16 protein-coding genes and 2 pseudogenes are annotated in these 24843 nt (G+C 35.7%); 5 read left to right on the plus strand and 13 right to left on the minus strand.

Translation table 11 applies throughout. The features are described from left to right. Positions 1 to 45: 45 nt before the first annotated feature. The gene (gene uvrB, locus AAGD84_RS05350; RefSeq protein ID WP_341817919.1) at positions 46 to 1959 is read right to left on the minus strand and encodes an excinuclease ABC subunit UvrB; all 1914 of its coding nucleotides are present in this window, start codon (positions 1957 to 1959) and stop codon (positions 46 to 48) included. A 395-nt stretch (positions 1960 to 2354) separates the two neighbouring features. Further along, positions 2355 to 2627, minus strand: a pseudogene (locus AAGD84_RS05355) (transposase); the annotation flags it as partial. 133 nt (positions 2628 to 2760) lie between these two features. Here AAGD84_RS05355 and AAGD84_RS05360 point away from each other — a divergent pair. Both AAGD84_RS05360 and AAGD84_RS05365 read left to right on the plus strand, forming a co-directional pair. After that, a pseudogene (locus AAGD84_RS05360) lies at positions 2761 to 3582 on the plus strand (IS982 family transposase). A gap of 11 nt (positions 3583 to 3593) precedes the next feature. Beyond that, positions 3594 to 3842 carry a transposase gene (locus AAGD84_RS05365; protein ID WP_182309100.1) on the plus strand — a complete coding sequence of 83 codons (249 nt, stop codon included), beginning with the start codon at positions 3594 to 3596 and terminating at the stop codon, positions 3840 to 3842. Positions 3843 to 4186: 344 nt separating this feature from the next. On the opposite strand, the gene AAGD84_RS05370 is transcribed toward AAGD84_RS05365, so the two are convergent. From AAGD84_RS05370 to AAGD84_RS05385, 4 genes are all read right to left on the minus strand, one after another. Continuing rightward, the gene (locus AAGD84_RS05370; RefSeq protein ID WP_015589263.1) at positions 4187 to 4573 is read right to left on the minus strand and encodes a cytochrome c-type biogenesis protein CcmH; all 387 of its coding nucleotides are present in this window, start codon (positions 4571 to 4573) and stop codon (positions 4187 to 4189) included. Further along, positions 4557 to 5597, minus strand: coding sequence for a hypothetical protein (locus AAGD84_RS05375; protein ID WP_264722964.1), 1041 nt, complete (start codon positions 5595 to 5597; stop codon positions 4557 to 4559). The genes AAGD84_RS05370 and AAGD84_RS05375 overlap by 17 nt, the downstream gene beginning before the upstream one ends. Further along, the gene (locus AAGD84_RS05380) at positions 5590 to 5952 is read right to left on the minus strand and encodes a ferredoxin family 2Fe-2S iron-sulfur cluster binding protein (protein WP_264722965.1); all 363 of its coding nucleotides are present in this window, start codon (positions 5950 to 5952) and stop codon (positions 5590 to 5592) included. The genes AAGD84_RS05375 and AAGD84_RS05380 overlap by 8 nt, the downstream gene beginning before the upstream one ends. 96 nt (positions 5953 to 6048) lie before the next feature. Further along, the gene (locus tag AAGD84_RS05385; protein WP_341817531.1) at positions 6049 to 6171 is read right to left on the minus strand and encodes a hypothetical protein; all 123 of its coding nucleotides are present in this window, start codon (positions 6169 to 6171) and stop codon (positions 6049 to 6051) included. A 773-nt stretch (positions 6172 to 6944) separates the two neighbouring features. Between AAGD84_RS05385 and AAGD84_RS05390 the strand changes: the two genes are divergently transcribed. From AAGD84_RS05390 to AAGD84_RS05400, 3 genes are read left to right on the plus strand one after another with little or no spacing between them, the layout of a single operon-like run. Next, positions 6945 to 8498: a Mur ligase family protein gene (locus AAGD84_RS05390; protein ID WP_264722966.1), complete on the plus strand. Its 1554-nt coding sequence runs from the start codon at positions 6945 to 6947 to the stop codon at positions 8496 to 8498. Positions 8499 to 8504: 6 nt separating this feature from the next. Further along, positions 8505 to 9095 carry a COQ9 family protein gene (locus AAGD84_RS05395; RefSeq protein ID WP_065106633.1) on the plus strand — a complete coding sequence of 197 codons (591 nt, stop codon included), beginning with the start codon at positions 8505 to 8507 and terminating at the stop codon, positions 9093 to 9095. 4 nt (positions 9096 to 9099) lie between these two features. Continuing rightward, on the plus strand, positions 9100 to 9432 hold the full coding sequence (locus AAGD84_RS05400) for a hypothetical protein (RefSeq protein WP_006279274.1): 333 nt from the start codon (positions 9100 to 9102) through the stop codon (positions 9430 to 9432). On the opposite strand, the gene rsmD is transcribed toward AAGD84_RS05400, so the two are convergent. From rsmD to AAGD84_RS05435, 7 genes are all read right to left on the minus strand, one after another. Beyond that, complete coding sequence (gene rsmD, locus AAGD84_RS05405; RefSeq protein WP_006280837.1) at positions 9390 to 9938, minus strand: 16S rRNA (guanine(966)-N(2))-methyltransferase RsmD; 549 nt, start codon at positions 9936 to 9938, stop codon at positions 9390 to 9392. The two genes, AAGD84_RS05400 and rsmD, sit on opposite strands and share 43 nt — an antisense overlap. A 122-nt stretch (positions 9939 to 10060) precedes the next feature. Further along, entirely contained in the window at positions 10061 to 10693 is a 633-nt protein-coding gene (locus AAGD84_RS05410; protein ID WP_341817921.1) for a hypothetical protein, read from the minus strand. After that, the gene (locus tag AAGD84_RS05415) at positions 10683 to 14453 is read right to left on the minus strand and encodes a type IV secretion system protein (protein WP_341817922.1); all 3771 of its coding nucleotides are present in this window, start codon (positions 14451 to 14453) and stop codon (positions 10683 to 10685) included. Before AAGD84_RS05415 ends, AAGD84_RS05410 begins: the two co-directional genes overlap by 11 nt. An 89-nt stretch (positions 14454 to 14542) precedes the next feature. Next, positions 14543 to 17488: a type IV secretion system protein gene (locus AAGD84_RS05420; RefSeq protein ID WP_341817923.1), complete on the minus strand. Its 2946-nt coding sequence runs from the start codon at positions 17486 to 17488 to the stop codon at positions 14543 to 14545. Beyond that, positions 17485 to 19890: a type IV secretion system protein gene (locus AAGD84_RS05425; RefSeq protein WP_341817924.1), complete on the minus strand. Its 2406-nt coding sequence runs from the start codon at positions 19888 to 19890 to the stop codon at positions 17485 to 17487. The genes AAGD84_RS05420 and AAGD84_RS05425 overlap by 4 nt, the downstream gene beginning before the upstream one ends. Before the next feature lie 33 nt (positions 19891 to 19923). Beyond that, the gene (locus AAGD84_RS05430; RefSeq protein ID WP_341817925.1) at positions 19924 to 22440 is read right to left on the minus strand and encodes a type IV secretion system protein; all 2517 of its coding nucleotides are present in this window, start codon (positions 22438 to 22440) and stop codon (positions 19924 to 19926) included. Continuing rightward, positions 22433 to 24838 (minus strand): VirB4 family type IV secretion/conjugal transfer ATPase, encoded by a 2406-nt coding sequence (locus AAGD84_RS05435; protein ID WP_341818169.1) that lies wholly within the window; start codon positions 24836 to 24838, stop codon positions 22433 to 22435. Before AAGD84_RS05435 ends, AAGD84_RS05430 begins: the two co-directional genes overlap by 8 nt. Between the last annotated feature and the right edge of the window lie 5 nt (positions 24839 to 24843).

Below are 24843 nucleotides of genomic sequence, written 5' to 3' on the forward strand. Positions count from 1 at the left end.
AAATTATTTACATTTTTATACTATGCCCATAGCATCATATATTACTTAACCTTGCAATAATTTTTTTATTCTTGCTGCTTCTTCGAACTCTAAATTTTCAGCATGCTCTATCATTTGCTTTCTCAAATCATCCTTATTAATATTTACTTTCGGTTCTGCTATTGCCCTCTCCTGTAAGGTGTTTGATATAGGTTTTATTATAGTCTTTGGGACAATATTGTACAATATATTATGTTCTTCTTGTTTTTTTCTTCTTCTTTCGGTCTCTTTTAATGCACGGTCCAGAGAACCAGTGATTTTATCTGCATACAAAATTACTCTACCTTCAGCATTACGCGCAGCACGACCAATCGTTTGAATTAATGAAGTTTCCGATCGCAAAAATCCTTCTTTATCAGCATCCAAAATTGCAACCAACCCACACTCTGGAATATCAAGACCTTCCCTCAGCAAGTTAACACCTACTAAAACATCGATTTCTTTAGATCTCAATTTGTATATAATTTCTATTCTCTCCAGCGCAGCAATATCAGAATGCAAATAACTCACTCTCATATTCAATTCACTCATATATTCAGCTAAATTTTCAGCCATTTTTTTCGTCAATGTAGTGATTAAAACACAAAATCCCTTCCCTATTGTCACTTGTGCCTCGTGAATTACATCATCAATTTGACTCTCTATTGGTTTTACAATGCAGATTGGGTCTGTAAGCCCTGTTGGACGGATAACTTGCTCTATAAATACATTATTGGTCTTTGCCAACTCATACTTTCCTGGAGTGGCTGAAATGTAAACAGTCTGCGGCCTAACTCCCTCCCACTCTTCAAATTTTAATGGACGATTATCAAAAGCGGAAGGGAGCCTGAAGCCATAGTCGATCAATTTCTTTTTACGCGCCTCATTACCACTGTACATCGCACCAACCTGAGGAACGGTGACATGACTCTCATCAACAAATAAAATTACGTCTTTAGGTAAATATTCAAACAAAGTAGGTGGTGGATCCCCAGCTTCCATTCCATAGAGATACCGCGAATAATTTTCAATACCTTTACATATTCCTGTTGTTCTCATCATTTCGATATCAAAATTAGTGCGTTGCTCGAGGCGCTTTGCTTCAACAATCTTGTTTCGCGAGTAGTAATAATCCAAGCGTTCATGCAGCTCTTTTTTGACTAGTTCAATTGCCTGCAACAAAGCCTCACGTGGGGTTATGTAATAGCTATTTGGAAAAATGGTGATTTTATTTACGCCTTTGGTAACATTGCCCGTTATAGCATCAACATCAAAAATTTCTTCTATTTCATCGCCAAATAACGATAAACGCCAAGCTTTATTTTCATAATGGGAAGGAAATATATCAATAATATCGCCGCGCACTCTGAAATATCCTCTCTCAAACCTGGCATCAGAGCGCTTGTATTGAAGATCAGTTAAGTTGCTCAGGAAATCATTAATACGAATTTTATTTCCAACACTAAGCGGTATGATCATGCTGCGGTAGCTCTCAGGCGAACCAAGACCGTATATGCAGGAAACACTGGCAACTACGATCGTATCCCTGCGCTCCAAAAGGGAGCAGACGGTGGAATAACGCAGCATCTCAATTCTTTCGTTAATTGCAGAATCTTTTTCGATATAAGTATCAGTTTGTGGTAAATAGGCTTCAGGTTGATAATAATCATAATAAGAAATGAAGTATTCAACAGCATTATGGGGAAACAATCCTTTCATTTCCTCATAAAGCTGTGCTGCTAAAGTTTTATTGTGTGCCATAATTAATGCAGGCCTGTTTGTCCTTGCAATAACATTTGCCATAGTAAAAGTTTTCCCAGAACCAGTAACTCCAAGCAAAACCTGATCTCTTTTATTGCTATTTAGCCCTGCAATTAAGCTATCGATTGCCTGTGGTTGATCCCCAGCCGGTTGAAAATGTGTAGCGATTTGAAATTCCATAGACTTTACTTACTATCTTTGATTCATTGTATAGTAAACACTATATTGCTTTTAAGATAAGTTGTATAGCTATCGTAAAGCCATAAAACATTAACCAACAATGTCATGCAAGTAGCTGACACTGGAATCTTGTTTCAATGTTAAACAAAATACCATAGAATTCAAGAAGACAATTCCTAAAAAATCCCTACATCCAAAAAAAGGCAAAATGCTGCTTGAATAAGCTAAATTTTTTTAGATGCAAAAACAATAAAACATAGTTGATACTAAAGTTATAGTACTCCTATGACAACGTTACAAAAATTAAGGAAATGGATAGCTCTGATCAATTGGAATAGTATTTTCAGGTACCGGTGGTCAATATGACATTTTTAAAATAAAGATTTAGAACCTGCTTAAAATCTTCTCAATAGAAGAGAAATGAAGGAAAGAACGACCATTTGTAGGCTAGTGTTAAGTTTTCGCTCGCAATTTTTCCACAATCGTCTGCATTTTTCTAACCAAGCGAAAGATCGCTCTACAACCCATCTTTGTGGCAATACAGCAAAGGAATGTAATTCACTTCGTTTTATTACTTCTACAGTTGCTCCAATAATCGTTTTTATTTTAGTTGCAAAATTTTCTCCTGTATAACCTGCATCGACCAGTATATTTTTAACTTCCGAGAGGTTTTCTTTTGCGCTTTCAACCATTCTCACAGCACTGCTAACCCCAGTTGTAAATTAGAAAAAATAGAAAAGGTAAGGAAATAGGGTAAACTCCGAGGTATTTGATATTCATTCCTAAAATAGGAGGTTACCAATGAAAGAAAAAGTAACAGAAATCTTTTGTATAGTCGATGATTTTTGCAATACAGTCGATGAAAATTTTGCAGAAAAACTTCTACCAAGTGGCAAAAAACCAACCAGGACGCCAGAGATTACGCATTCAGAGATTTTTACCATAATATTGCTATATCAAGTGCGACAATTTTAAAATTTTCTATGTGCATTATTTGAAATTATTATACGAATCAGCGTTTCCAAAATTGCCATCCTATAGTAGGTTTATCAGGCTAAAATCGCGGGTTTTATGGTATTTAGCGCTCTTAATGCAATGGTTTTGCGAACAGTCAAAAGTGACAGGGATTTCGTACATAGATGCAACATCTATCGCTGTTTGCCATCCAAAAAGGACCTCGAGAAACAAAGTTTTCAAAGGGTTGGCAAAGATTGGAAAGACTACTTATGGGTGGTTTTTCGGTACATCTAGTAATCAATGAAACTGGCGAAATTCAAGGGGTTACGGTGATAAAAGGCAACGTTGATACCTGTGCCAAATTTAACTAAGAAATTGACTGGATTATTGTTTGGAGATAAAGGATATATCAAAAAAGATCTTTTTCACGAATTATTCGATAGAGGGTTAAAGCTTGTAACCAGTATAAAAAAGGGTATGAAAAACTCATTAATGGCGCTAAATGAGAAGATTTTGTTAAGAAAAAGATCGATTATTGAGACAGTTTTTGGCTCTCTGAAAAACAAATTTGAGATTGAGCATACTCGCCACAGATCACCGATAAATTTTTTGGTACACATTTTTTCCACGCTTGTTTCATATTCCATGCAGCCGCTGCATTTCTAAGCTTTACTTCGTTGGCTAATCCGCAACTGGGGTATATAGGGTTGACACCAAGGCAATATTCTTCTGGAGAAGTTGATCGGCATGGCAGCATATCAAAGATGGGACCAGCGGAATGTAGAAGTATGTTATATGAAGCTGCACAAACAATGCTTACAGTTACCAAGAGGACATTTAAATTAAAAAACTGGGGTTGCGAAGAAAAAAGGAATGAAAAAAGCAATTGTAGCAGTAGCAAGAAAATTAGCTGTAATTATGCATAGGATGTTGGTTGATAAAACAGAATTTTATTATCAATAAACATCAAAAGAGCATAGGACAATAATTTTATTGAAAATAAAGATAGCAATGCCGATGGAAGGGACAAGCAAGAACTTAGTTAGACTTCGTGGTAAATATGTTGCCGTCCACTTCCGCCTAACAAGTATAATGCGGCTTGACAAATTTATTGTCATCTCAGACCGCGGAGAGAACCATATGCTACTTTTAACTTATGTAAAATTACCAAGGATTATGGAGAAGATATGCTGTTTTGATTTGTGTGAAAATTATTGTTGACTTATGTGCAATTAGAGAACCTAAGTCACTTTAGCTATATATAAAAGGTTTAAGTGGTTGTATTGATGTATCTTTGTATTAAAAAACACCCAATAAGCAGAGTTGTAAGTGGAATAAACCACAAAATGTAAGTGCTAGATTTTATAGGCGGTACGATTATAATTGAATTGCCGTAAGAATTTTTTAACTCTGAGATTATCTCTTCATCTGTGTATCCATCATTGATTTTTTTACGAATTGCTTCTCGCATATCATACGCGATCTGAGATCCAGATTCAGACAATGATTCGCCAGAACATATTGGACACCTTATTATTTCAAATAAACTTGTTGCTCGTTTTTCCATGCTTTTATCTCTGAGTTTATTATCCAGAGTAAAAGCGTTTACGCCTGAGTGGAATATCAATATGAAAAGTAAACTAACTACTGCTCTCATCCTTGGTTAATTGGGTTATTTTACTGAGCTGGTTCATAAAATCAGTGGTGGATAACTTTCCAATAAAACTTGACCCTACATCATCATCGTACTTTATTGAAAATTGAATGCCATCATCAGTTGTTTTTTCTGATAAGGAAGACATTAATTTTTCAAACGCATCTGAAGTTTTTGAGTCACCAATCATAAACGAGATTAATTCTTTATAATTTGATATAGCCACGTTGATTTTGTCTTTAAATGAATATGTAACTAAGTTGTAATTGTTTACCCCACCATCTGCAGCAAAAGAAAAATTATTACTTTGAATCAAAAATTTCTCTATATTGAAATTAATTCTGGAAGCCGAGATGTCGTTTACAAATTCATAATCAAATTTAGTGTCGATACTAAGGTAACTTTCAGGACTTGCAGTATTTTTATACCGATAAGTATACAAATCAAATCCTAGCTTAGCATTTCCACTCAGTTCTTTATCGAGGTAAAATTGAATGTAATTACTTTTATCATTCACTTCAGTTATAACACTTTGCTGATTTTCTGAAACATCACATTTTAATCCATAATCTTCGTAACGAAGTGTATCTATATAGTCTATCACGGTACTATTTTTGTTGAATCGCAATGAAGATGGTAAATCGTTTAGTCTAACAACAAAGTGGCTGCTATCGTTTGTGTGGCATTTTATATTCTTTTTCTCATCACCATGAACAGCAATATTGACTTCATTGCTTGGTATGTAGATATATACTGATTTATCAAACAATCTATTTTTTATCAATAAAGCATCAGATGAGATGGTTAATTGCTCATTGGAAAATTTTGGGTTTGTCACACGGAAAATTAGGTTAGAAGGAAATCCACTAAAATCATGTGAAATATCAAATTTTTCGTCGTTAATGTATAGTATTGTTTCAGCTAAAAGATTTTTTACCTTACATGCAGAAAAATACCAAAAACCACTATACGCTACAGGAATAAACAAAAGTAAAGAGACGATAATATAGATAAAAATCTTACGCATGATTCCCCTGTTTATCTAATGATATGTTTCTTGTACCCCTTGGTATGGTTACACACAAGCCGTCGATATCTTTTGTGATTTTTATTTGGCATCCAAGCCTCGACGTCTCTGTTAAGCCGAAAGCTAGGTCTAACATATCATTTTCCTCATCAGATATAGGGTTATGTATTTCTACAGCATTATAAAACTTTGGATCAACAATTACATGGCATGTAGAGCAAGCAAGAGAACCTTCACATGCACCTTCAAGCAGATCTGGAGCACTTCTATGGGCTAAATTGAGCAGAGTTTCTCCCTCTGCAGCTTCATAGCTTTTCTTACTCCCATCAGGTAAAATAAAAGTAACAGATGGCATATTATTCCTATTAAAATCCTTACTAATTTCTCTATATCCTACAGGTAATAACTAATATTTGCAAACTCTTTGCAATTCCAGTGCCTATATTTCTTGTTATCCAAGTAGCTCTTTGTTGTCATCCGAGTAGCTGACACTGGTTCCTTTATGACAGCAGTGCCCTCTTCTTGTCATCCCAGTGCCCTGATTACTTGGATCCAGAAAAAAGAATGGTGTCATGCAAGTAGCCTCCTTCTCCTGTCATCCGAGTAGCTGACACTGGGATGACACCCCACTTAACCGTCATACTGCCGCGGTATCTCTTAGCCGCTAACAAGCAGCGGGATAACGAGCTTATCGTCACGCCGTCGCGAACCGTCATACCGCCGCGAACCGTCATACCGCGATTCATTCGCGGTATCTCAGCCGCTAACAAGAGATCCCGCTAACAAGCAGCGGGATGACGATTGTCGTTTAGCCATAAATATTAAGAAATTTACCAAATGAAAAAAAAAGGCAAAAGAAACCCCGTGGTGGTTGGCTATTTACCATGTACTAAAATATCGGCGTTTTTTTTATTCTAAAACGCTTGATTAAGAGCGATTTAGCTGCTTTTAACTTGCAACTAACCTACACCGCAAGTGTTTAAGAAATTTACTAAGCAGGAAAAAAGGCAAAGAAACCCCGTAGTAGCTAGCATTCAAATTCTCCCTTGTCAATTTGACGTTTTTTGCTGTCTTAAACGCTTTGTAAGCGCGTTTCGGCTTATATAGGTAAAAACCCAGAAATTTTTAAAGACATGCGATGCACGTAGTGCGAAAAATTAAACATGAGACGCCAAATACCCTAAGTTTTTTGTCATTAACCTGCACAGATTGCGAAGATAAATAAATAGCTTCAGTTTCATGATAAGGGGGCTGGCGGAGTTTGTCAAGGAAGTTTTTTGTTTCTATTGAATGACAGTTGTAACCTACGAAAGAAGTCTGTTGTAATTTGTACGATATCTTTATAAAATGGTTCGCATAAGTTATCTAGCAGTGCAACTAAACAAATACAAAAATCAAAACGTCGCGGTTTTTGGTCTTGGTAAAACTGGTTTATCCGCCATTAACGCTCTAACAAAGGGTGGTGCAAGAATATATGCATGGGATGATCATGAAGAGCAAATAGCAAATGCAAAAATGATGTATAAAAAATGTAATTTTATTCATCCCAAGGAATACAATTGGCATGAGATCAGTGCATTGGTTTTAAGCCCTGGAGTGCCAACAGAGCCACATTGGATAGTAAAACTTGCAAGGAGATTTGATTGCAAAATAAAATCAGACATTGAGCTATTTCTTGAAGCTAAAACTACGAACCAGAAGGTAATAGGCGTCACAGGAACAAATGGTAAATCAACCACTACATCACTAATAGGGCACATATTAAAATCTGCAGGGAAAAAAGTAGCTATTGGTGGAAATTTAGGCGTTCCTGTTTTGGATCTAGAAAGAGATGCAGAAATTTATGTAATCGAACTCTCCTCTTTTCAATTGGAGTTGATGAATGAAATTAACGTGGACATTTCAGCACTGCTCAATATTACACCAGATCACATAGATAGGCATGGAAGTATGGAGAACTACATAGCAACTAAATTAAAACTGATAAACGGTAGTGAGGTTGCCGTAATAGGATGTGACAATGAGATTACTGCTGATATATTCAACAAATTCACTGGAGACAAAATTCCAATCTCAGTAACATATTCCCCGATGTCATTCCAGCGCGTGACGCTGGAATCCAGAAAAGAAAAACCATTGCCAACTACTCAGATGACAGAGGGTGGTGCAAGAGATCTAATATCATTGGCAGGTAACAATTTGCTTGATTATAGTGAACAGATTACTGGTATAGATCGAAATTATCTGGATCCCAGTGTCAGCTACTTGGATGACAAAAGGGGCACTGGGATCCAGAAGATCTCGTTAAAACTAGAGAATCATAGCTTATCAGTAAGCGACGTGAAAATAAACCTAATATCCAACGCAGAAAACATAGCAGCCACATATGCCGTATGTAAGGTACTTGGAGTAGATAGCAACACTATTATCAATGGAATCAAGTCCTTTTCAGGACTGAGGCATAGGAATGAACTGCTTGGCAAAATAAGAAATGTGTTTTTCGTGAACGATAGCAAAGCAACTAATGCAAAATCGAGCGAAAAGGCGATCTTATCTTATGAAAACATAAATTGGATCGCTGGTGGAAGAAGCAAAAAAGGTGGAATAGAATCATTAAGCAAGCATTTTACAAGGGTTAGAAAAGCTTTTCTTATTGGAGAATCAACCGAAGCTTTTGCAAATGTTATGGAGAATAAAGTAGATTATGTTAAATGTTGCAATCTAGAAGATGCATTCAGATTGGCTTTTGAAGAGGCCTTAAATAGCGCAGAAGAAGTAACAATATTACTTTCTCCCGCGTGTGCTTCTTTTGATCAATGGAAAAATTTCGAGGAACGTGGTGAAGCATTTTGTAGAATGTTTGAAAATCTCAGGTACAATCACACATGCTGTTTAGTATGATGTTGCGTGGAACAAAAGTTAATAATAGATAAGCTAATTAGGGTTATTCCATTTGAAGGGATAAGCGATGAAACCCTATTAAAGGTGTGCACTGACCTTAATCTAGCTAATAGCTTTTGCAAATTTCAGAATGGAATATATAGCGCTTTGGAGCACATAGCAGAGGACTTAAATAGCTCAATGGAAGCTGAACTAAGGAATTCTAATTTAGAAGATATGAAAGTGCGAGAGCGAGTAAAGTTAGCCATTCAAATACACCTTTCAAACTATGCTAAGCTACCGAATTATAGAGAACTTTTAAAAAATGTTTTATCATTCTCCGTATCACCAAAAAATACATATTTTTCTAGTAAACTTTTATACAGAACTATTAGTGCGATTTGGTATGGCATTCATGACCAATCAACAGATTTTAACTACTATACAAAAAGAGCAATATTAGCTGGAGTGTACTTAAGTACGATACTTTTTTTTATCAATGATTATTCAGAAGATTTTGCGGATACTTTATCGTTTCTTGATAACCGTATCAACAATGTCATGACATTTCAAAAATTCAAAACTCGCTTAAAAGGAATCATAGGAAATTTCTTATAAGCTATTGATTGTTGGTAGAAAAGTACTTGAGCACGATCCTGAAAAGGTTTGTGAAAATAAAAATATTCATGCTGATCATAAAGAACATTTAGTTTATCGTGAGGATAATAATGGTACAACAAAATACACCAGTTACGAAGAAAAAGAAAATAAATTTATTGAAGAAGCACATGAATATTTAATAGACTCTGAATTTAATAAAAATTTTGATCTAGGGCAGTACAGAATAAGTAATTTCTCCGGAAACTTGACGAAAATAGAACTGGAACTCATCAATGAAAAGTATATGCAAGTTCAAGTTAATAGAGAAAGAAAAATTATTCTCGCTATACCGTAGGTGCGTTCCAAGATTATACTGAAGTTTTTATTGCACTCAAAATCTTCGTTTTTCCTAATCTCTAGAATTATCAATGCATCATCACTTAACCAGCCTGAGTGAGCTAGTCCATTCAACGTTGATTCAACTAGATTGCTATTGTAAGGTGGGTCTATAAAAACTATGTCACATTTTGAAATAGGTTGTGGTAAGCAGTTAGCACTGCAGCAAATTAGCGTAACATTGTCCGTAATTCCAAAATCTTTTGCTGTTTTTTTAGGCAATTGCAAATTGTAATAATCTGAATCTACCATAAATGCATGTTTAGCGCCGCGAGAAAGCGCTTCAAATGAAAAAGAACCACTACCACAGAATAAATCAAGTACATTCAAGTTATAAATAGGTTTTCTTGAGGAAAGCATATTAAATATTGCTTCTCGGACAATACTCATAGTTGGCCGTGCAGCTAAATGCTTACCTGTAGTTATTTTTCTTCCGCGATATTTGCCTGCAATGATGCGTAGCATATTAAATAAGCTCCAAAATAATTAATTATTTATACTATATGATTAATGTCAATATGGCTTTAGCAGTTTAATAGAGAGAAGCTATCGAGTCGCTTGTAAGAAAAACACAAACACAAGACTCATCAGTTATCTTTTTCTGATTTGCCTGCTGCATTAATTGCTTGACCAATCTCATCTTGTAAATCATCATGATCATTTTTTTCATCATGATTTAGCCCTTCAATTCTGCTTTCTAACTCTAACTTAATTATAGTATTGATTTTATCTATATTATCAAGAAAGCCTCTACATTCTTCTTCACTATACTCTTCACCAGATGCTTTTTTTTCAATAAATAGGTTTTTAAATCCTGCTAGATCAGAATTCTGATCGGTATTTAGTACAACATTTCTCTCTATGAAGCTAAGATCTGACAGCAGTAAGCTAACCTCTAACAGATCTTCACTTTTCACGCTTTTAAGGTCTTCAAGACTTTCTAAAATACTAAACACCTTAATCCTTTCTTGTACAATCTCTTTGTCTTCCTTATCAAATTCAGACAATAAACCATGATTATCTACAAATTTCTCATTCAAAGCTTTATTCAATTTAGCAAAATTGACATCCTTGTCAAGTGATGTGTTATCCCGCAACAAGTCTACCCTTGCCCTACGCGCATTTAAAATGTCGTCGTAGTCATTTAACTTTATGTTGCCATCTTTGTCTTGCTGCAATTTATAATAATCAAGGCCTTTGAAATTTTTATTAGTCTTCATCTTCAATCCTCTTCTCATCTCCTTTTGCATCTGGTTTCCTCATTGGTTCCGGTAATTTCCTTTTACTGTCTTCTCGATTTCTTTTTTCCTCTCTTTCAGCACGTTTTTTTATAGCTTCCTGGGTATTCATTTCAAAAAGTGCCTTAACGTACTCTTCTGGATTTTTTGGTTCTTTAAATAAAGGCTTAAGATTATAAACTTCGTCTTTTCGATCTCTTTCTTCTTTTCTTCTAGCTCTTTCAGCACGTTTTTCTACAGCTTCTGGAGTGTTCATTTCAAAAAGTGGTGAGAGGTTGTAAACTTTATCTTGATTTCTTCTGCCTTCTCTTTCAGCACGTTTTTCCATACCTTCAAAAGCAGATCCAAAATCATCAATTTCATCTGAACCTTTTGGTTCCGTGCCTAAATTTCGTGTCACTTCATTTGATTGATCAGGCTTATCTTCTTCTGTTGGCTGATCATGCTGTAGTTGATTAGGCTTGTCTTCTTGTTCTGTGCTTAGTTCTCGTACTACCTTATCTGGTTGACCTCCCCCTCGTAGTCGAAGAGGGTCGCCTTCTTCTAGTGGCTGATCATGGTTATCTCTTACTAGTTCCGTGCCTAACTCTCGTTCTACCTTATTTGATTGATCAGGATTGTCTTTTTCTGGTTCTCTCTTACGGCCTATGGTGTCATCATGAAGCTTATTCAAGAAATCTTGCCTATGCGATTTTGCTCTAAAAAGTAAGTTATTTGGATAACCATCTTTTTCTCCTGTACGGCGGCTAACTCCTATAGAATCAAGGCCATGCTCCCAAGTAAACTTCATAGCATCTTCTATTGTATAGCCCAAATGTGATCCTACGTATCCTTTATAATAATCTAAATATTTACCGATCCTTCTGTGTGTAATATCTTCCTTATCAACTCCAAATGCCCTGTAGATCTTTTCCTCAAGTTTATCAACGTCATTTTTAGGTGATGTTGCAAATTTTGTTGCTTCAATAGTAGCACCTACAAATTTACGTGGCACATCAATAGCGTATTTCAGCACTCCTCCAACTCTTGGTACTCTCCCCAGCAGATTAGCTGCACCTCCGGCTAATCTATCCGGTAAATGAGTAGCCCAACTGCCTAAAGACTCAAGTCCTCTACCAGCAAAATTTTGCCACTGCTGTTTGAATCCTTCCATTATGCCAGTCAAAGGCGATGCCTGATACATACTAGATATATTGTAAACGCTGAATCCACCACCAGCGATACTTGAGCCCATTTGTTGTACGAACGTGCGTAAGGAGAACATTAAAAATGAAAGCAAGAATAGTATAAAGATTTCCCCTGCATTGATTAAATAACCTCTCTGTATGTCTTGCACCCTTTGGTAATCGCTATTTTCTTGATAATTTTTGCAATCCTCACAATCTTTACATTTCTGACAGTATTCACTGTTGGGATCCTTATATAAATCATGAAGTTTCAGTATTCTACAACCTTGTTTTTCTACCGCACTCCGCACTAAAGATCTTATTTCATTAATTATTTCCCTATAACTATTGCATTTATTTATATCTTGACAGTAGCGTTTTATTATTTCACTAACATCACCTATCCTTTTCTCTATATTGTTGATCAGTAATATAATGTCAGCCCTCTCTGATGCATGGGATAAACTATTTGTTAAACGCACTAAATCTTTTACACTACAGCTATTATCTACTACCATATCACTTTCTGCAATATAATGGTCTGCTGGATTCTCTTTAGTACCAGGAATTGGGTTAAAGAAAGGATAATCTATATAACGAAACCCTTTTTCAATGTAATCCGGTGGAAGAGAGATATACCCAGCACCGCCAGTAAATTTTATTGTACCACCTTCTCTGCTTATCTTTTCTATACCTTCTATGTTCTTATCTACGTTCAGCGGAGAAGCTTCTCCAAGAGTGTAAGGTACGAAAATTTGCCCTGGGGTCCAACCAAAGTACTGCTTATCAACGATACAAAAACCACCAAACACCCATTTTGGAGCACATAACCTTACCTCAAACCATTTATTGTAGCATACAGTAAAACCTAACTGCCTATAAAAGGTATTCATTATAATGGAAGCCAGTAATGACAAGAGAGCAAATATCATAATCGACTGTAAACAAAAGCTGATGCAGAATTTTATCCAACCTTCAAATAGACTTTTCAGCGGTGAAAATAAAATAGAAATTAGAAACAGTGGCATAATGGCTATAAGAAAAGCTATACCCATAAAACCAGAGAGAAATATTATGTAAGCATATAAGCACAGCAAGAAGTATAGCACAATCCCTATGAAAATTGCCGGTATCATAAGAAGGCTTGCCCACATTTGGTAATGCAAAAACGCTGCAAACTTTTTCCAAACAGAATAAGCAAAAAACTTATTGAACATGTCCTCCATGAAGCTAAACAACTTAGCTTCATCTCCTTGAGCAATACTTCCGGTGTTCATGTTGGGAGCAAAGTTAGTAATTATACTTATCAATTGTTCAAGACCTTTAACGAATAAAACAAGAAAATGATCATAGAAAAATCTAAAACTTCCAGGAGATATAAGCACTATTACTAGAGTGATTTTCATCATTCTGATGAGCATATCATGCTTAGTCTCTTGTATCATGCCAAAAAGATAAAGAAGCGATGAAATCATTACAAATAGAACAAGCAAGGAAAGAACAAAATTGTGAAAGCTCGTACTTTTTTCAGCTATATTTTCGAACATAGCTTGTGCAGCTGCAGGATCGTTACTGTTAAAATGCTTTTCACAATTTTTGTTAATCAATAATACACATTTTAGATAGTGATAAATGTAATCAAAAAACCCAAAACTACTTGGCTGCTGCACTCCACTTAAGAACTCAAAAGAGTAGCCACCTACATTATCTAAGTAATATCTATCTAATATTTTTACATATATTTTCCATCCCTTTTTTAACTCCAATGCATCACAATTTTCGTCCTTTAATTTAGTGTTATTTCTGTCTAAAGTAAAAAGACCGCTCCCATTTTCTGCTACGGAGTTGTAACCTAGATGCACAGTAGGAGATGAAGGATTGCGCATAGATTTCAGACTTTCATTAGGATCTGGATCTATAAATACTTTTTTACCATCAGCATCTATGGTAGATCTTCTAAATAAAAGATAAGCACCATGACCGTTGGTAAACCAACATGGAGCACCACGTGATACTGTATTTGCGCTATCATCTTCATTAATGCACTTGCACTTTACAGTGCAACTTGTACCAGACTTACTTGAAATTTTCTGTGGCGCACTAGGTTTGTAATCATTACAAACTAAGTGAAAGTCAGGTAGACTATTATCACCTGACTTGCCTTCAAATTTAGTTGCATATTTTAACTGCTCCAAGCTTTGTAAGGTATAACTGCCTTTTTTAGATTCCTTCTTGTTATTATTACTCCAAGATGTCCATGCACCATTAACTCGCACTTTTAAACTATCTCCATTGGTTTCGAGTCCGGTATCCTCCCACTTCACCACTTGGTTATGGTGAAAACCATAATTAATTTCGCCAGTTTCAGGATCAATAACGCTTTCATCTTCACCTTCTGGAATAAAAGCATCATGATCGCTTGAAAAATGAGCGCTTACTGCAATAGGTTTAGGACCAAAATAGTCAGCAGATATGCACCTTGGAAAAGGCATATCGTTTTTACTACAACCTGTGATCAGCACATAAGCTGCAAGAAGTAATACCCTAAACCAACATTTGCCTAAACGTGATTGCATATCTAAACTTTTTCCAAATACAGAATAAATTTCTAAAACTTTACTTAAAATATCTTTTTAATTAGTTACTCCATAATATCATTTATATCTTACTCCTCTCCATTTTCTTCCTTGTTTTTAGCTTTAGCACTAGGATCACTTCTTATTGTTTCATCAGAATTTTTTTGCTGATCTGATTGTTTTAATGTTTTAGGTCTATCACTCGTTGTTTTATCAGAACTTCCTTTAGAATCTTCTTTTTTGTCTGGTTGCTTTGGCGTGTTAGGTAATTTAGCCTCAATTTTTCCCCGATCTTTACTCATTTTCTGCTTGATACTCTGTATCATACTTTGGGTCTTATCATCAAGGCCAACGGTTGACAGCATAGCTTGCGATGCGCTCTTAGCAACTGTACCAACACCGCCAGTAACTCCATAACCAGAGCTAAATAGTGTTTGTACCATAGTTTCCGATATAGAAACAAAAGCTTCCATTGCACCGGCAATAATGAGGTATATAAACGCCTGGATTAGGTCTATAGGTAATGCTGCAAAGTGTCCACCAGCCCTTTCTCCGGTACTGAGTGCAACATCAACGCTAGTGCCAGGACTGTATCCAAGAGGCAGTATTGATTTCATCAAGCACAGATCATACGATAAGAAATTTACGCTAATTAAACATTGATAGCATGCAGAAAAATTTGTGAGGTTATATAAAACTGAATACATCAACTGATTTAAAAGAGATAAAAATGAAAATAAAATGACTGGTTCTAATGAAACATGAGCCAACGTTTTTATCCAATTATCAAACAAGGGTTTAGTCTTTTGAAATAGAATAAATACGATAAATAAAGGTGTTAATGACAGTAAAAACGCTACTAGAACAGTAGATATTACATATTTCAATGTAGCACTAATAATGCATTTTAAAAACGCATAAGTAGCGCAGAGTATTGCCAAAAATGCAATAACGCCAAAAGGACCAGAAAGCATCAACGATAAAAACTTTAGCCAAGTTTCTGCTGTGAATAATACTCCTGCTGTCAAGTCTAAGAATGCAAATTTTCTCTCCCCTTCTCCTACATAGCCAGAAAAACTATCAACTAAATAAGTGCTACCATCTATAAAAAGTCTGGATAAAGTTGTACCAAAAAGTTCCCAGCTTCTATCGCTAAAGGCAAAAGCTATAAATGCTATCTTGAACATTCTTACAATGAAATCAAACTTACTTAGCTGTATTGTTCCAAGCATATAGCCAACGACAGTAAATATAACGTATAGAGTAAGCAAAGCTCTTACCCCTTGAAGAAGACCTCTTGCATATCCTTTGTATGAATCTTTAACGCTGTCCCCAATTACTTCTTCTTTTATAAGTTTAAATACCCCGTTTACATTCGATGAAATAAAATCATTAATTTTTCTTTTAACAAATAAAGTTACTGTGTACTTATTATTTTCATAATATTTGCCATTTTTATCTGTAATGTCATCTCTCTCTACGTTGCTTACATTGATACCGAAATATATCTTCTTAGATTCTTCGTTCTGAAAGTGTTCTCCGCTTATTACATCTAATATGGTGTACTCATCTTTTCCTTTTACTCTTTCTCTCACTCCTACCACTTTAAAATCATTAGTTCCCACACCATGCAAATCTTTAGGTGGCTCATCACCTAAATATACATATAATTTTTCGCCATTAATATATTCACATGATCTAGTCACTTTAACATGGTACCCTCCTCTATTATAGTAATAATGACCATAATCTGCGATAGCGAGCATCACACTACTACCGGGCGTTACCTCGTCATTTACTGGATAATCATTGTTCAATTCCAGAGAAAAATCCTCGAATTTATTGTTATCGCCAATTTGCGAACACATATTATCCCCTTTTGCACCCTCTTTCTTTGGAAGACATTGAATACCTTTAACGGTATTTTTATCATCAGGATCACCAATTTTTGCAACAAGAGCCTCAGCCCAAGATTTATCATCTTCAGTAAAACTACCTGCTTTAACATTCCCTTCCATTTTTTCTAGATAAGAATACATATCACATTTATTTCCTTTATCGTACTTCTTATACCTTATAGAGGAGACACAGTTCCGTTCTCCTGCTTGACCTAAACCATAGTTCCATATACCCTTCTCAGTATAGCATATATTTTGATGGTAACAGTTAAGCTCATAGGAGGAGTACTTTTTTCTCTCATCAAGACTACAGTTTTTTCCATCACATAACTCGTTCAATCCTATTTTAGCGCGGCGTAAATCAAGTAGTGAACCATATACCCATGGTTCGTTGTCTTGAATATAACCTTTATTAAAATGCACCTTATTATCATATGGGGTATACCCATTGCCAACTAGCACTTTGCTTTCCTTTGCTTTTGTTTTATCAAGAGGTAAAAATTGTATTTTATTTTTTGTACCATCTTTACCATCACAAAAAAACTCTCCCCCCTGATGTACTTCACTCACTGTAGCTTTCTTATATACAGTTTCCTTACGATCATTTTCTACAGCTTTATAACAATTGTCATCAAAATTGATGCCTTTCCCTTCTGGATTGTCGTAATCAATTGTTATTTTTCTGGGAACTAAGCTGAAGCTTAACTTGTCACCAGGATTTACTTTAATTCCAGTGTCCACATAACGTCTATTGCTGCCAAATCCTTTGCCACCACATAGTTCGTTTTTACTTTCATTAACACCATAATTGTTAGGTACACTATTAATATCCGCAGCCTTACTATAATTTGGTTCTGAGCCATCAGCACAAAAGCTAGCTGGCACAAGTACTTTCCTTGGATTTTTGTCTTCTTTAAAAGGGCAAAAATTTACTGATCCATCGAGGGTGAATTTGATTTTCTCACCCTGACTAATTACCTGACCAGAATCAACCCAATGAATTTTATCGGCTTTACGAACTGGAACATCCACATTAACGCTGGTGTTTTTGCTCTGCAACCCAGGCTCGACACAATCCATATTACAACCAGTGATTGCAAGACACAGTATCAATAATAGTGATCTTTTACTTATCATTGCTGTCTTCCTGGTTGTGGTATCTGAGGCGTTGACCTTTGAGTCCCTTGTGGTATTTGAGGTCTTGACGTACCTGACTGTTGAGAGGCATCTCCTCTTTCTCTTCTTTGAACGCTTTGTTCATCTAACCCTACTGTTCCCATTAAGCTTTGTTGATACTGTCTTCCAGGTTCGCTTGCTACATAAGCACCAAACAACGAGTCAGATATTGCCGAAGAAGCTTCAACTAAAGCTTTCATAGCGTGTCCCAAAATAACAAAAGCCATCATAGCGGTAATATTAGGTGTATATTTGGAAGCATAACCATAAAAAATACAAGGGTTAAAAATCTTTAGGTTAATATTAAGTATACATGTAGAGCAGACCTCAAAATCAAATACTGAATACACAATATAATCCATAACCTGACTTATCAGTGATATAAAAATTAAAAGGACCACTGGATGAATTGCAAATCTTGCTAAATTTTTAACCCAGTTTTGAAACATCTGCCTAGTATACGCAAATAAAAGACAAATAATAAAAATAGGTGCTAAAGAAAGTAATAACGCAACTATTGCTATAGATGTAATAAAAGAAAATAAGGCATTAAAAATAGATAAGCTCACTGTGATTAAACCCCAAATCACCAAGCAAAAAGATACAATGCCCAAAGGGCCAGAAAATATAAGAGATACTATTAACAATACTGAATGCGATGACAAGAACCTATTGAGCGGCAAATCAAGAAACTCAAAAACATTTGAAGTAGTGCCTCTAAAATTTGCTATTTCTATTAGTTGTTTTGGAGTGTTAATAAATATAGAGAATGCGTTGTTATAAAAAAAGTCCCAGCTATTATCCTGCAATAGCTGGGCGATGATTCCTATCTTTACGCATATAATTAAAAACTCATATATAGAAATATGAGTTAATCCAAAAAAGTAATAAAGAGTATATAAGATTATATATAGTACTAATAGTGATATTATAGTAGATCTAATGGTATTTGTTCTGCTTGATTTTATAAAACTTTCGTAAAGAGACTTTACAGGACTAGTATCAGAGTGAATTGCGTTAGGGTCTTTATAATTAGAGCCGAAAAATGCAGTTTTCACTTTTTCATCAAAGAAATTATATATTGCACTAAAAGTTCTTGTAGGTGGCTCTTTAGTTGTTAGGTTAATGCTAAACTGACCTTCATTTTTGTAATCGCAGCCATGGTCTCTTATTCCGTAATATATGGTGCCTGTTTTGTCTTTTAATTTTCCTTTCGAGTTTTCCATATATTGGATGTCATGAACTTTGCTGATATCTACAGATATATCCGCTTGGTTTTCACCAGGCTGATGCTCAGGAAGTTTGTCAGAGACGCTTATATACAAGCTATTCTCCAGACTGTGGTTCTTCGTTACTCTTATGTTGAAACCACCTTTGCCTCCAGTACCAAGGGTGAAAGTTAAATTCTCACCTTGGTGATGATTGCCCTTCACTTTATGATCATAGTTAGTGCATAAACCACCTCCTGGAATGTGTTCAAAATCCTCATCATCCATGTGAGCACGTAATAGTGTAATGTCAGTTTTTACCTGTTTTCCCTTTAATACGTTACTAATAATTTCAGCAATAACAGATTCACCACTAGAATTTAAAGCATTGAATAGCTCAATTTCTATATTATTATATTCAATATACGTGCAACCTTTGTTTCCGCTGCCGGAAGGAAATTTACATATACGTCCGCAGAGTAAATTCAAAATGCGCGTATCTGTTTTGTTTTTCTGATCACTTGAAAGCCCGCTACAGTCTATATTTCCTCCTTCTTGTTTTATAGATTTGACAATCTTTTCAATCTCTTCTTTACTATTCCCTTCAACTAATTTTGATGGGTCTGAACTCCAATACTCTTTTCCATTCAACCATTGCGCATCGCCTATTATATATTTATTAGGACATATTCCATCCTGACATCCTTCTCGATTTAAAACATGTGCAAAATGTTCCGTTTCTTGCTCGCTACACTTTTCGTCGATTTTCAAATACCTGATTTTTGTCTCACTCTCTTTATCTTTACACACTTTACTTCCAATAACACTAAAGCTTATCGTATCGCCTTTCTTAAGTGCAAATGGTAATGTAACGCTATTTTTCCCAGGCCCAATTGCAAAATCTTCATACTGCTTAGGGCAAAAATTAACCTTACTAGGCACTATACCAATCTCTGTTACTCTTATTCTATCTGAGATATTAACACCGGAATCAACCCACTTCTGCTCTGTTGACACTATATCTAGTTTTTCACGCAAACCTGATAAATTTTCTGGCTTAATACAGTGATCCTCCCCGCATCCAGACAATAAAAAAAGCACCACAAAACTTATGCATAGCTTACCCAAGTTTTGGTTACTTAAACGTTTAAGCATCTGTTACTTACCTTAACTAGCATCACCGCCACCTTAGTTAATCTTTTCGCTGGAACCTTTACCACTATCTCCACCTCCTCCATCAATACCTCTTGCCTTCTTGACAGCCGCAGCAGCAGCTTGACCAACACCTCCAGCAGCAGCTTTGGCAGCAGATAAAGCTTTGCCCACCATTTGTCCAGGTGTACTACCAGAACCGAGTGCTGCTCTATGGTTACCAGCAAGTTCGGCAGCCATGCCAGGAAGAATGTTTAAAAAGTGGTAAAAGAGGAATAATACTAAACACAATTTTAATAATTCTCCGATGAGAGAGCTGCCAAACTCCATGTATGTAAAGTCGAATAGACCAAGTATGCTGCTCTTTTTAAAGCTATAATTTTGCATCATACATGCAAGAGTAGTTTCATTTTTATCACATTCCCCATCTTTCAATTTAAACCACTGTTTTTTCTTACTATATGAGATTTCTGCTTGTTTCTTTTCATATGACTTGTCCGGTTGTTCATTTTTATATGACTCGTCCAGTTCAAAATTTAAATTTTTAAAATAGATTTTATCACATGCTATGAACATAAAGGACAAAAACGCAAAAAGGATAACCGGGTATAAGCTATAGGTAATCAACTCTTTCACCCAGCCTTCAAAATATCCTTTGGTGTGTTGGAATAAAACCATAGGAATGAACAAAGGTGATAAAATGATGATTACACTTAAAGCAACTAGAGATAAAATAAATACATAGCACAGCCACAAAATAACCATCATCATCAGAACGGCCATAAATATACAGACAAGAGCTACTAAAATTTGTCCACCAGCAAAAATAATACCGATTACCGAACCTGCAACTAATAAGACAGGAGCAGCACCAAGCAAGACTGCTAATGTTGCAACACCTCCAGTACCAATTTTGCCACCAATTCCATCTAAAGGGGCACCTAAATAAAACAAAATTCTACAATCAAGCCTATCCCAAGGTGCAAGATAGCTATAATTTCCTGTACTATATTTATAATCATTAGCTTTATAATTACATATGCCTTTACTTTCAGATGATGCTTTTAGCACTATTTCTGACAAGCCATTTGAGAGACGAGTCAATTCTCCATAGTAATGAGACATGGTACTGCCTGTTGTGAAGTAAATCACTAAAGCGAATTTTATGATCAACATGTACATTTCTTGAGGCCTCTGAACTCCACCAGACATGGCTTTTATAGAGAACAATACTAAAGCTAGAACCAAAACAGCAGTTACAGTGTTCTTCAGCCTTTTCTGTGCTACAGATAAGAAACTGCCCTTGTTATGTCCATCTTTATCTTTAAGTGGGCTGCCACTTGAATCAATACCTGCAACTAAATTATCTAACGATTCCTTAATGCATTGTACTATCATAGAAGTTACGGGAATAGGAGCTAATGATTTACTCCCTGCCTGGTTATAACAAGCTTCAGAGACATACGAGCTAAAACAGCCTTTATTGTCGTAACCTACAAAAATTTTTCCTTCTCTTTCCTTATTTCTTATATTAATTTTATAGTCATTATCATTACCAATAGAAACTTCTTCTTTCCCTGTGCCATCTTTATTTTTGAATATCATCACAGATTTTTCACACATAGGAGCAATCGGGTCAGGTGGCAATTCCGTGCACCCCATATCAACCCCTTGCGGCCAAGGAGTCATTTCGATACCAAGCATTTTCACACTTGCTAACTCCACACATAATCTGCCCATTTTTCTTACTGCTTTGAATGTAGCTCCATGTATGGGTTCGCTCTCTCCTGCTTTGAGAACTTTACATTCCAGCTCACCATCAACCTTCGGGGACCATGACCCACCTTCATATCCAGTATCTTTCTCTCTTACATCAAAGTCTACATCACTAAAAATATGACCAAATGTCAAAGGATTTCGATGACATACTTCTATATATTCACTGTATTGCACACCGTTTTTTGGCCAGTAATAACTCTCTGTACTCTCCTGAACGTTAGAATTTAAGGCTTCTTTTTCTGCTCTTTTCCCGTCATAATCTTTTTTGTTCACGTCTTCCCGAGCTTTATTTTGCAAACAAGAAAAATATTCCTCTTCTGTTTGGTAATTTTCATTGGTGCAGCCACTATAACCTGTGTCTTCTAATTTAAAATTTTTGTATTTTCCATCATGATCACGTGCAACTGGGTGTTTAACAAAACTATGTTCACAAACAACAAGCCCTCCTATCGCTTTCCAGACTCCAACAATTGCAGCTATCATTCCAACAATAACAAGAGCGGTAAACAAACCAGCAGAAGAAACGATCAAAACAATGCCAGTAAATATTGCGCCAACAGCAATCGCTATTCCAGCAAGTGCTGCAGCTGTTTTAAACGCTCCACAATCAGGATTAGAGGCACGACTAAAACTGCCAGTGGAATTAAATCTGCTAACAAATTCTGTCTTGTCAGTACCACTTACTCCATCTGCAAGCACTGGATATGAGAGTAAAAAGTCTATATTTAGTAAAAATATCGCAATTAATAGCAATGACAGCTTAGTCTTAAACATTTTTTACCTTCTGATAAAATATAGGCAACCATACTTTTGGGTTGTCCCCAACTTCATTTAATATATCGTGTAACAATAGAACACTTTCTGCACGTCCGGATAATACGTTGATTATATCATCCAGGCCTTTTAAGTCTATTCTAGCTACTACAGCATTGACTCCTTGTTTCACCAAAAAGAATCTAGTACTCGGATCTGTGTGCTTAATTAATATATATTCACGTTCAGTTAACATAAAAACATCCCGATAGACACTAGTAGCTTTCAGATTTGGTAAAAAAATCTGTGTCGCTGTTTGTTGTACAAGCGTATCGCTAATAGTACTTTTACTTGCATCCTCAACACTCTGAGTAGCAAAAATCACAAAAGCATTTAGTTTTCTCAGTACCTTCAACCAGTCTTTTATCTTGGGTGCAAAAACTGGATTATCTATTAACGCCCATGCCTCATCAAGAACGATAATAGATGGAGTGCCATCAAGAGATATACTAATCCTATGAAATAAATAAATCAAGACCGGTCCAAGAGCAACAGGATCTTTGAGCAAGCTAGCCATCTCAAAACCAAATACTCTTGCTCGTGAAAAATCTAGCAAATCTTCTTTATTGTCAAATATTGCAGCATGAGAACCATTATCATGCCACATAGATATTGCCCCAGCTAGAGTATCAGGACCTGCAAGCCCTAAAAACGGTACGAGGTTTCTCAAGAATCTGTCTTCTTTTCTTAATTTAAAATTTCCTTCAATTGCATCATTAATTCGTGCAATATCTTCTGAAGTAAATTTATCATTATATACCGAAATTAAAGACTTTATCCACTCCATTAAAAATGTTCTATTATCAGAGGTATCATCAAGTTGTAAAGGATTAAAATTTGTTTTAGTTCTTGGTTCTATTACAGTATAGATACCACTAAGTGCTCTTAAGAAAATCTCTGCACCGCGATCTTTATCAAAAAAGAATATCCTTGGAGAAAACCTCATCGCTTGGGCACACAGGAAATTCATTAAAACAGTTTTACCAGCACCAGTTGGGCCAATTATCATAGTGTGTCCAACATCCCTTATATGAAAGTTGAAAAAAAATGGAGTACCAGATGTCGTGTCAAAAACTGTAACGGCATCTCCCCAGTGGTTATTGAATTTATTACCAGTAGGATAATTATGTTGAGATGCAAATCCAGCCAAATTAAGACTACTTATTGTAGCTTTTCTCACTATATAATCGAAATTACCAGGAATTTGCGCCCAAAATGCTGGTTCAAGGTTAACTCTCTCACGTATAGGGTAAACACCGCAATTAGAAAGCTCTGATTCTACCAACGACAGAGCGTTATCCAATGATTTAGGACTTTTTTCTATACATAAAATAGTCAGGTGATGTTGACCAAACGCAATCTTACCACTCATTGAGTCATCAAGCGCTTGAGAAATTTCTGCTATTTGAGAAATAGCTTTATCTGCAGACTGTATCATTCGATTTTGCTGTATCTGCATTTTTCCAATCGCCATTTGCCTGTTTATAAATTGAAAAGATTGCGTAATTATAAACTCGTAAGGAAGTTGTAAAAACGAATCAAGCATTCCTGCAGAAGTATGATTTCCATATTCTTTGATACTAATTATTCCAGCATATTTACTCTCATTATGAGTCACAACCTGTATCATCTTACGGCCAAAGAATAACCTATGTACTGGTAAGTATCTTGATATTTCAGTTCTTAGCGGAAAAAGCGTATTTGTAACGAAGCCACAATTTACGATTCTAGATAGAAACTCCATTATTTCGCAGAACAAACCATCTGGAGTTTCTTTTACTCCAAGAATTTTAGGCGAATAATTTCTAAGGCTTGTCACTACACGATTTGTCGTTTCCTCTAAATCTTCATACGTGGTACGTATATCACTTTCCCAAGCATGTTTTGAAGTTACATGTCCGAATTTTTTTAGTAGATGTGACAAAAATTCTACTCCTTTTGTGTCCGCTCTACGGATAATCGTAATGTATAGGTCATTAATAAATGATTGCCTTGTTGCGTGTTTTTCTCTCCATTTTAGATTTACGTGATTAGCGAAAAAATTCGGCAAACCTTGACTTGCAAATTCATCAGAAAAAATATTTTTCTTACGTCTGATAGTATGAAAATACAAACTAAATGCCGGAGATGAAATGCTTCTTAGCATCTGATTCCTGATGTTGTTCTGTATGACTAAATCCTCGTCATCGGCAGTTTCAAATGCAAAACCACTTAATTTTATAACCTTAACCAACCAATTTTCTTTTGTCATCAAGGTTGTGCTATTCCAATAGCAAGAATAAGGAATAAATTCAGCAGCGTGAACTTCCCTGTTCAGAGTAGATTTATTCTTTGATTGAATAGCCCTAAACCTCAGCATCACAC

Origin of the sequence: Wolbachia endosymbiont (group A) of Andrena fulva (assembly GCF_964026815.1) — a bacterium.
GTDB classification, from domain to species: domain Bacteria; phylum Pseudomonadota; class Alphaproteobacteria; order Rickettsiales; family Anaplasmataceae; genus Wolbachia; species Wolbachia pipientis.

Coding starts and splice junctions, on each gene's coding strand:
- AAGD84_RS05410 (WP_341817921.1), bottom strand. CDS start 10,693: ATGAAGACTAATAAAAATTTCAAAGGCCTTGATTATTATAAATTGCAG.
- AAGD84_RS05370 (WP_015589263.1), bottom strand. CDS start 4,573: ATGAGAGCAGTAGTTAGTTTACTTTTCATATTGATATTCCACTCAGGC.
- AAGD84_RS05390 (WP_264722966.1), top strand. CDS start 6,945: ATGGTTCGCATAAGTTATCTAGCAGTGCAACTAAACAAATACAAAAAT.
- AAGD84_RS05420 (WP_341817923.1), bottom strand. CDS start 17,488: ATGATAAGTAAAAGATCACTATTATTGATACTGTGTCTTGCAATCACT.
- AAGD84_RS05430 (WP_341817925.1), bottom strand. CDS start 22,440: ATGTTTAAGACTAAGCTGTCATTGCTATTAATTGCGATATTTTTACTA.
- AAGD84_RS05435 (WP_341818169.1), bottom strand. CDS start 24,838: ATGCTGAGGTTTAGGGCTATTCAATCAAAGAATAAATCTACTCTGAAC.
- AAGD84_RS05375 (WP_264722964.1), bottom strand. CDS start 5,597: ATGCGTAAGATTTTTATCTATATTATCGTCTCTTTACTTTTGTTTATT.
- AAGD84_RS05385 (WP_341817531.1), bottom strand. CDS start 6,171: ATGACACCATTCTTTTTTCTGGATCCAAGTAATCAGGGCACTGGGATG.
- AAGD84_RS05415 (WP_341817922.1), bottom strand. CDS start 14,453: ATGCAATCACGTTTAGGCAAATGTTGGTTTAGGGTATTACTTCTTGCA.
- AAGD84_RS05380 (WP_264722965.1), bottom strand. CDS start 5,952: ATGCCATCTGTTACTTTTATTTTACCTGATGGGAGTAAGAAAAGCTAT.
- rsmD (WP_006280837.1), bottom strand. CDS start 9,938: ATGCTACGCATCATTGCAGGCAAATATCGCGGAAGAAAAATAACTACA.
- uvrB (WP_341817919.1), bottom strand. CDS start 1,959: ATGGAATTTCAAATCGCTACACATTTTCAACCGGCTGGGGATCAACCA.
- AAGD84_RS05425 (WP_341817924.1), bottom strand. CDS start 19,890: ATGCTTAAACGTTTAAGTAACCAAAACTTGGGTAAGCTATGCATAAGT.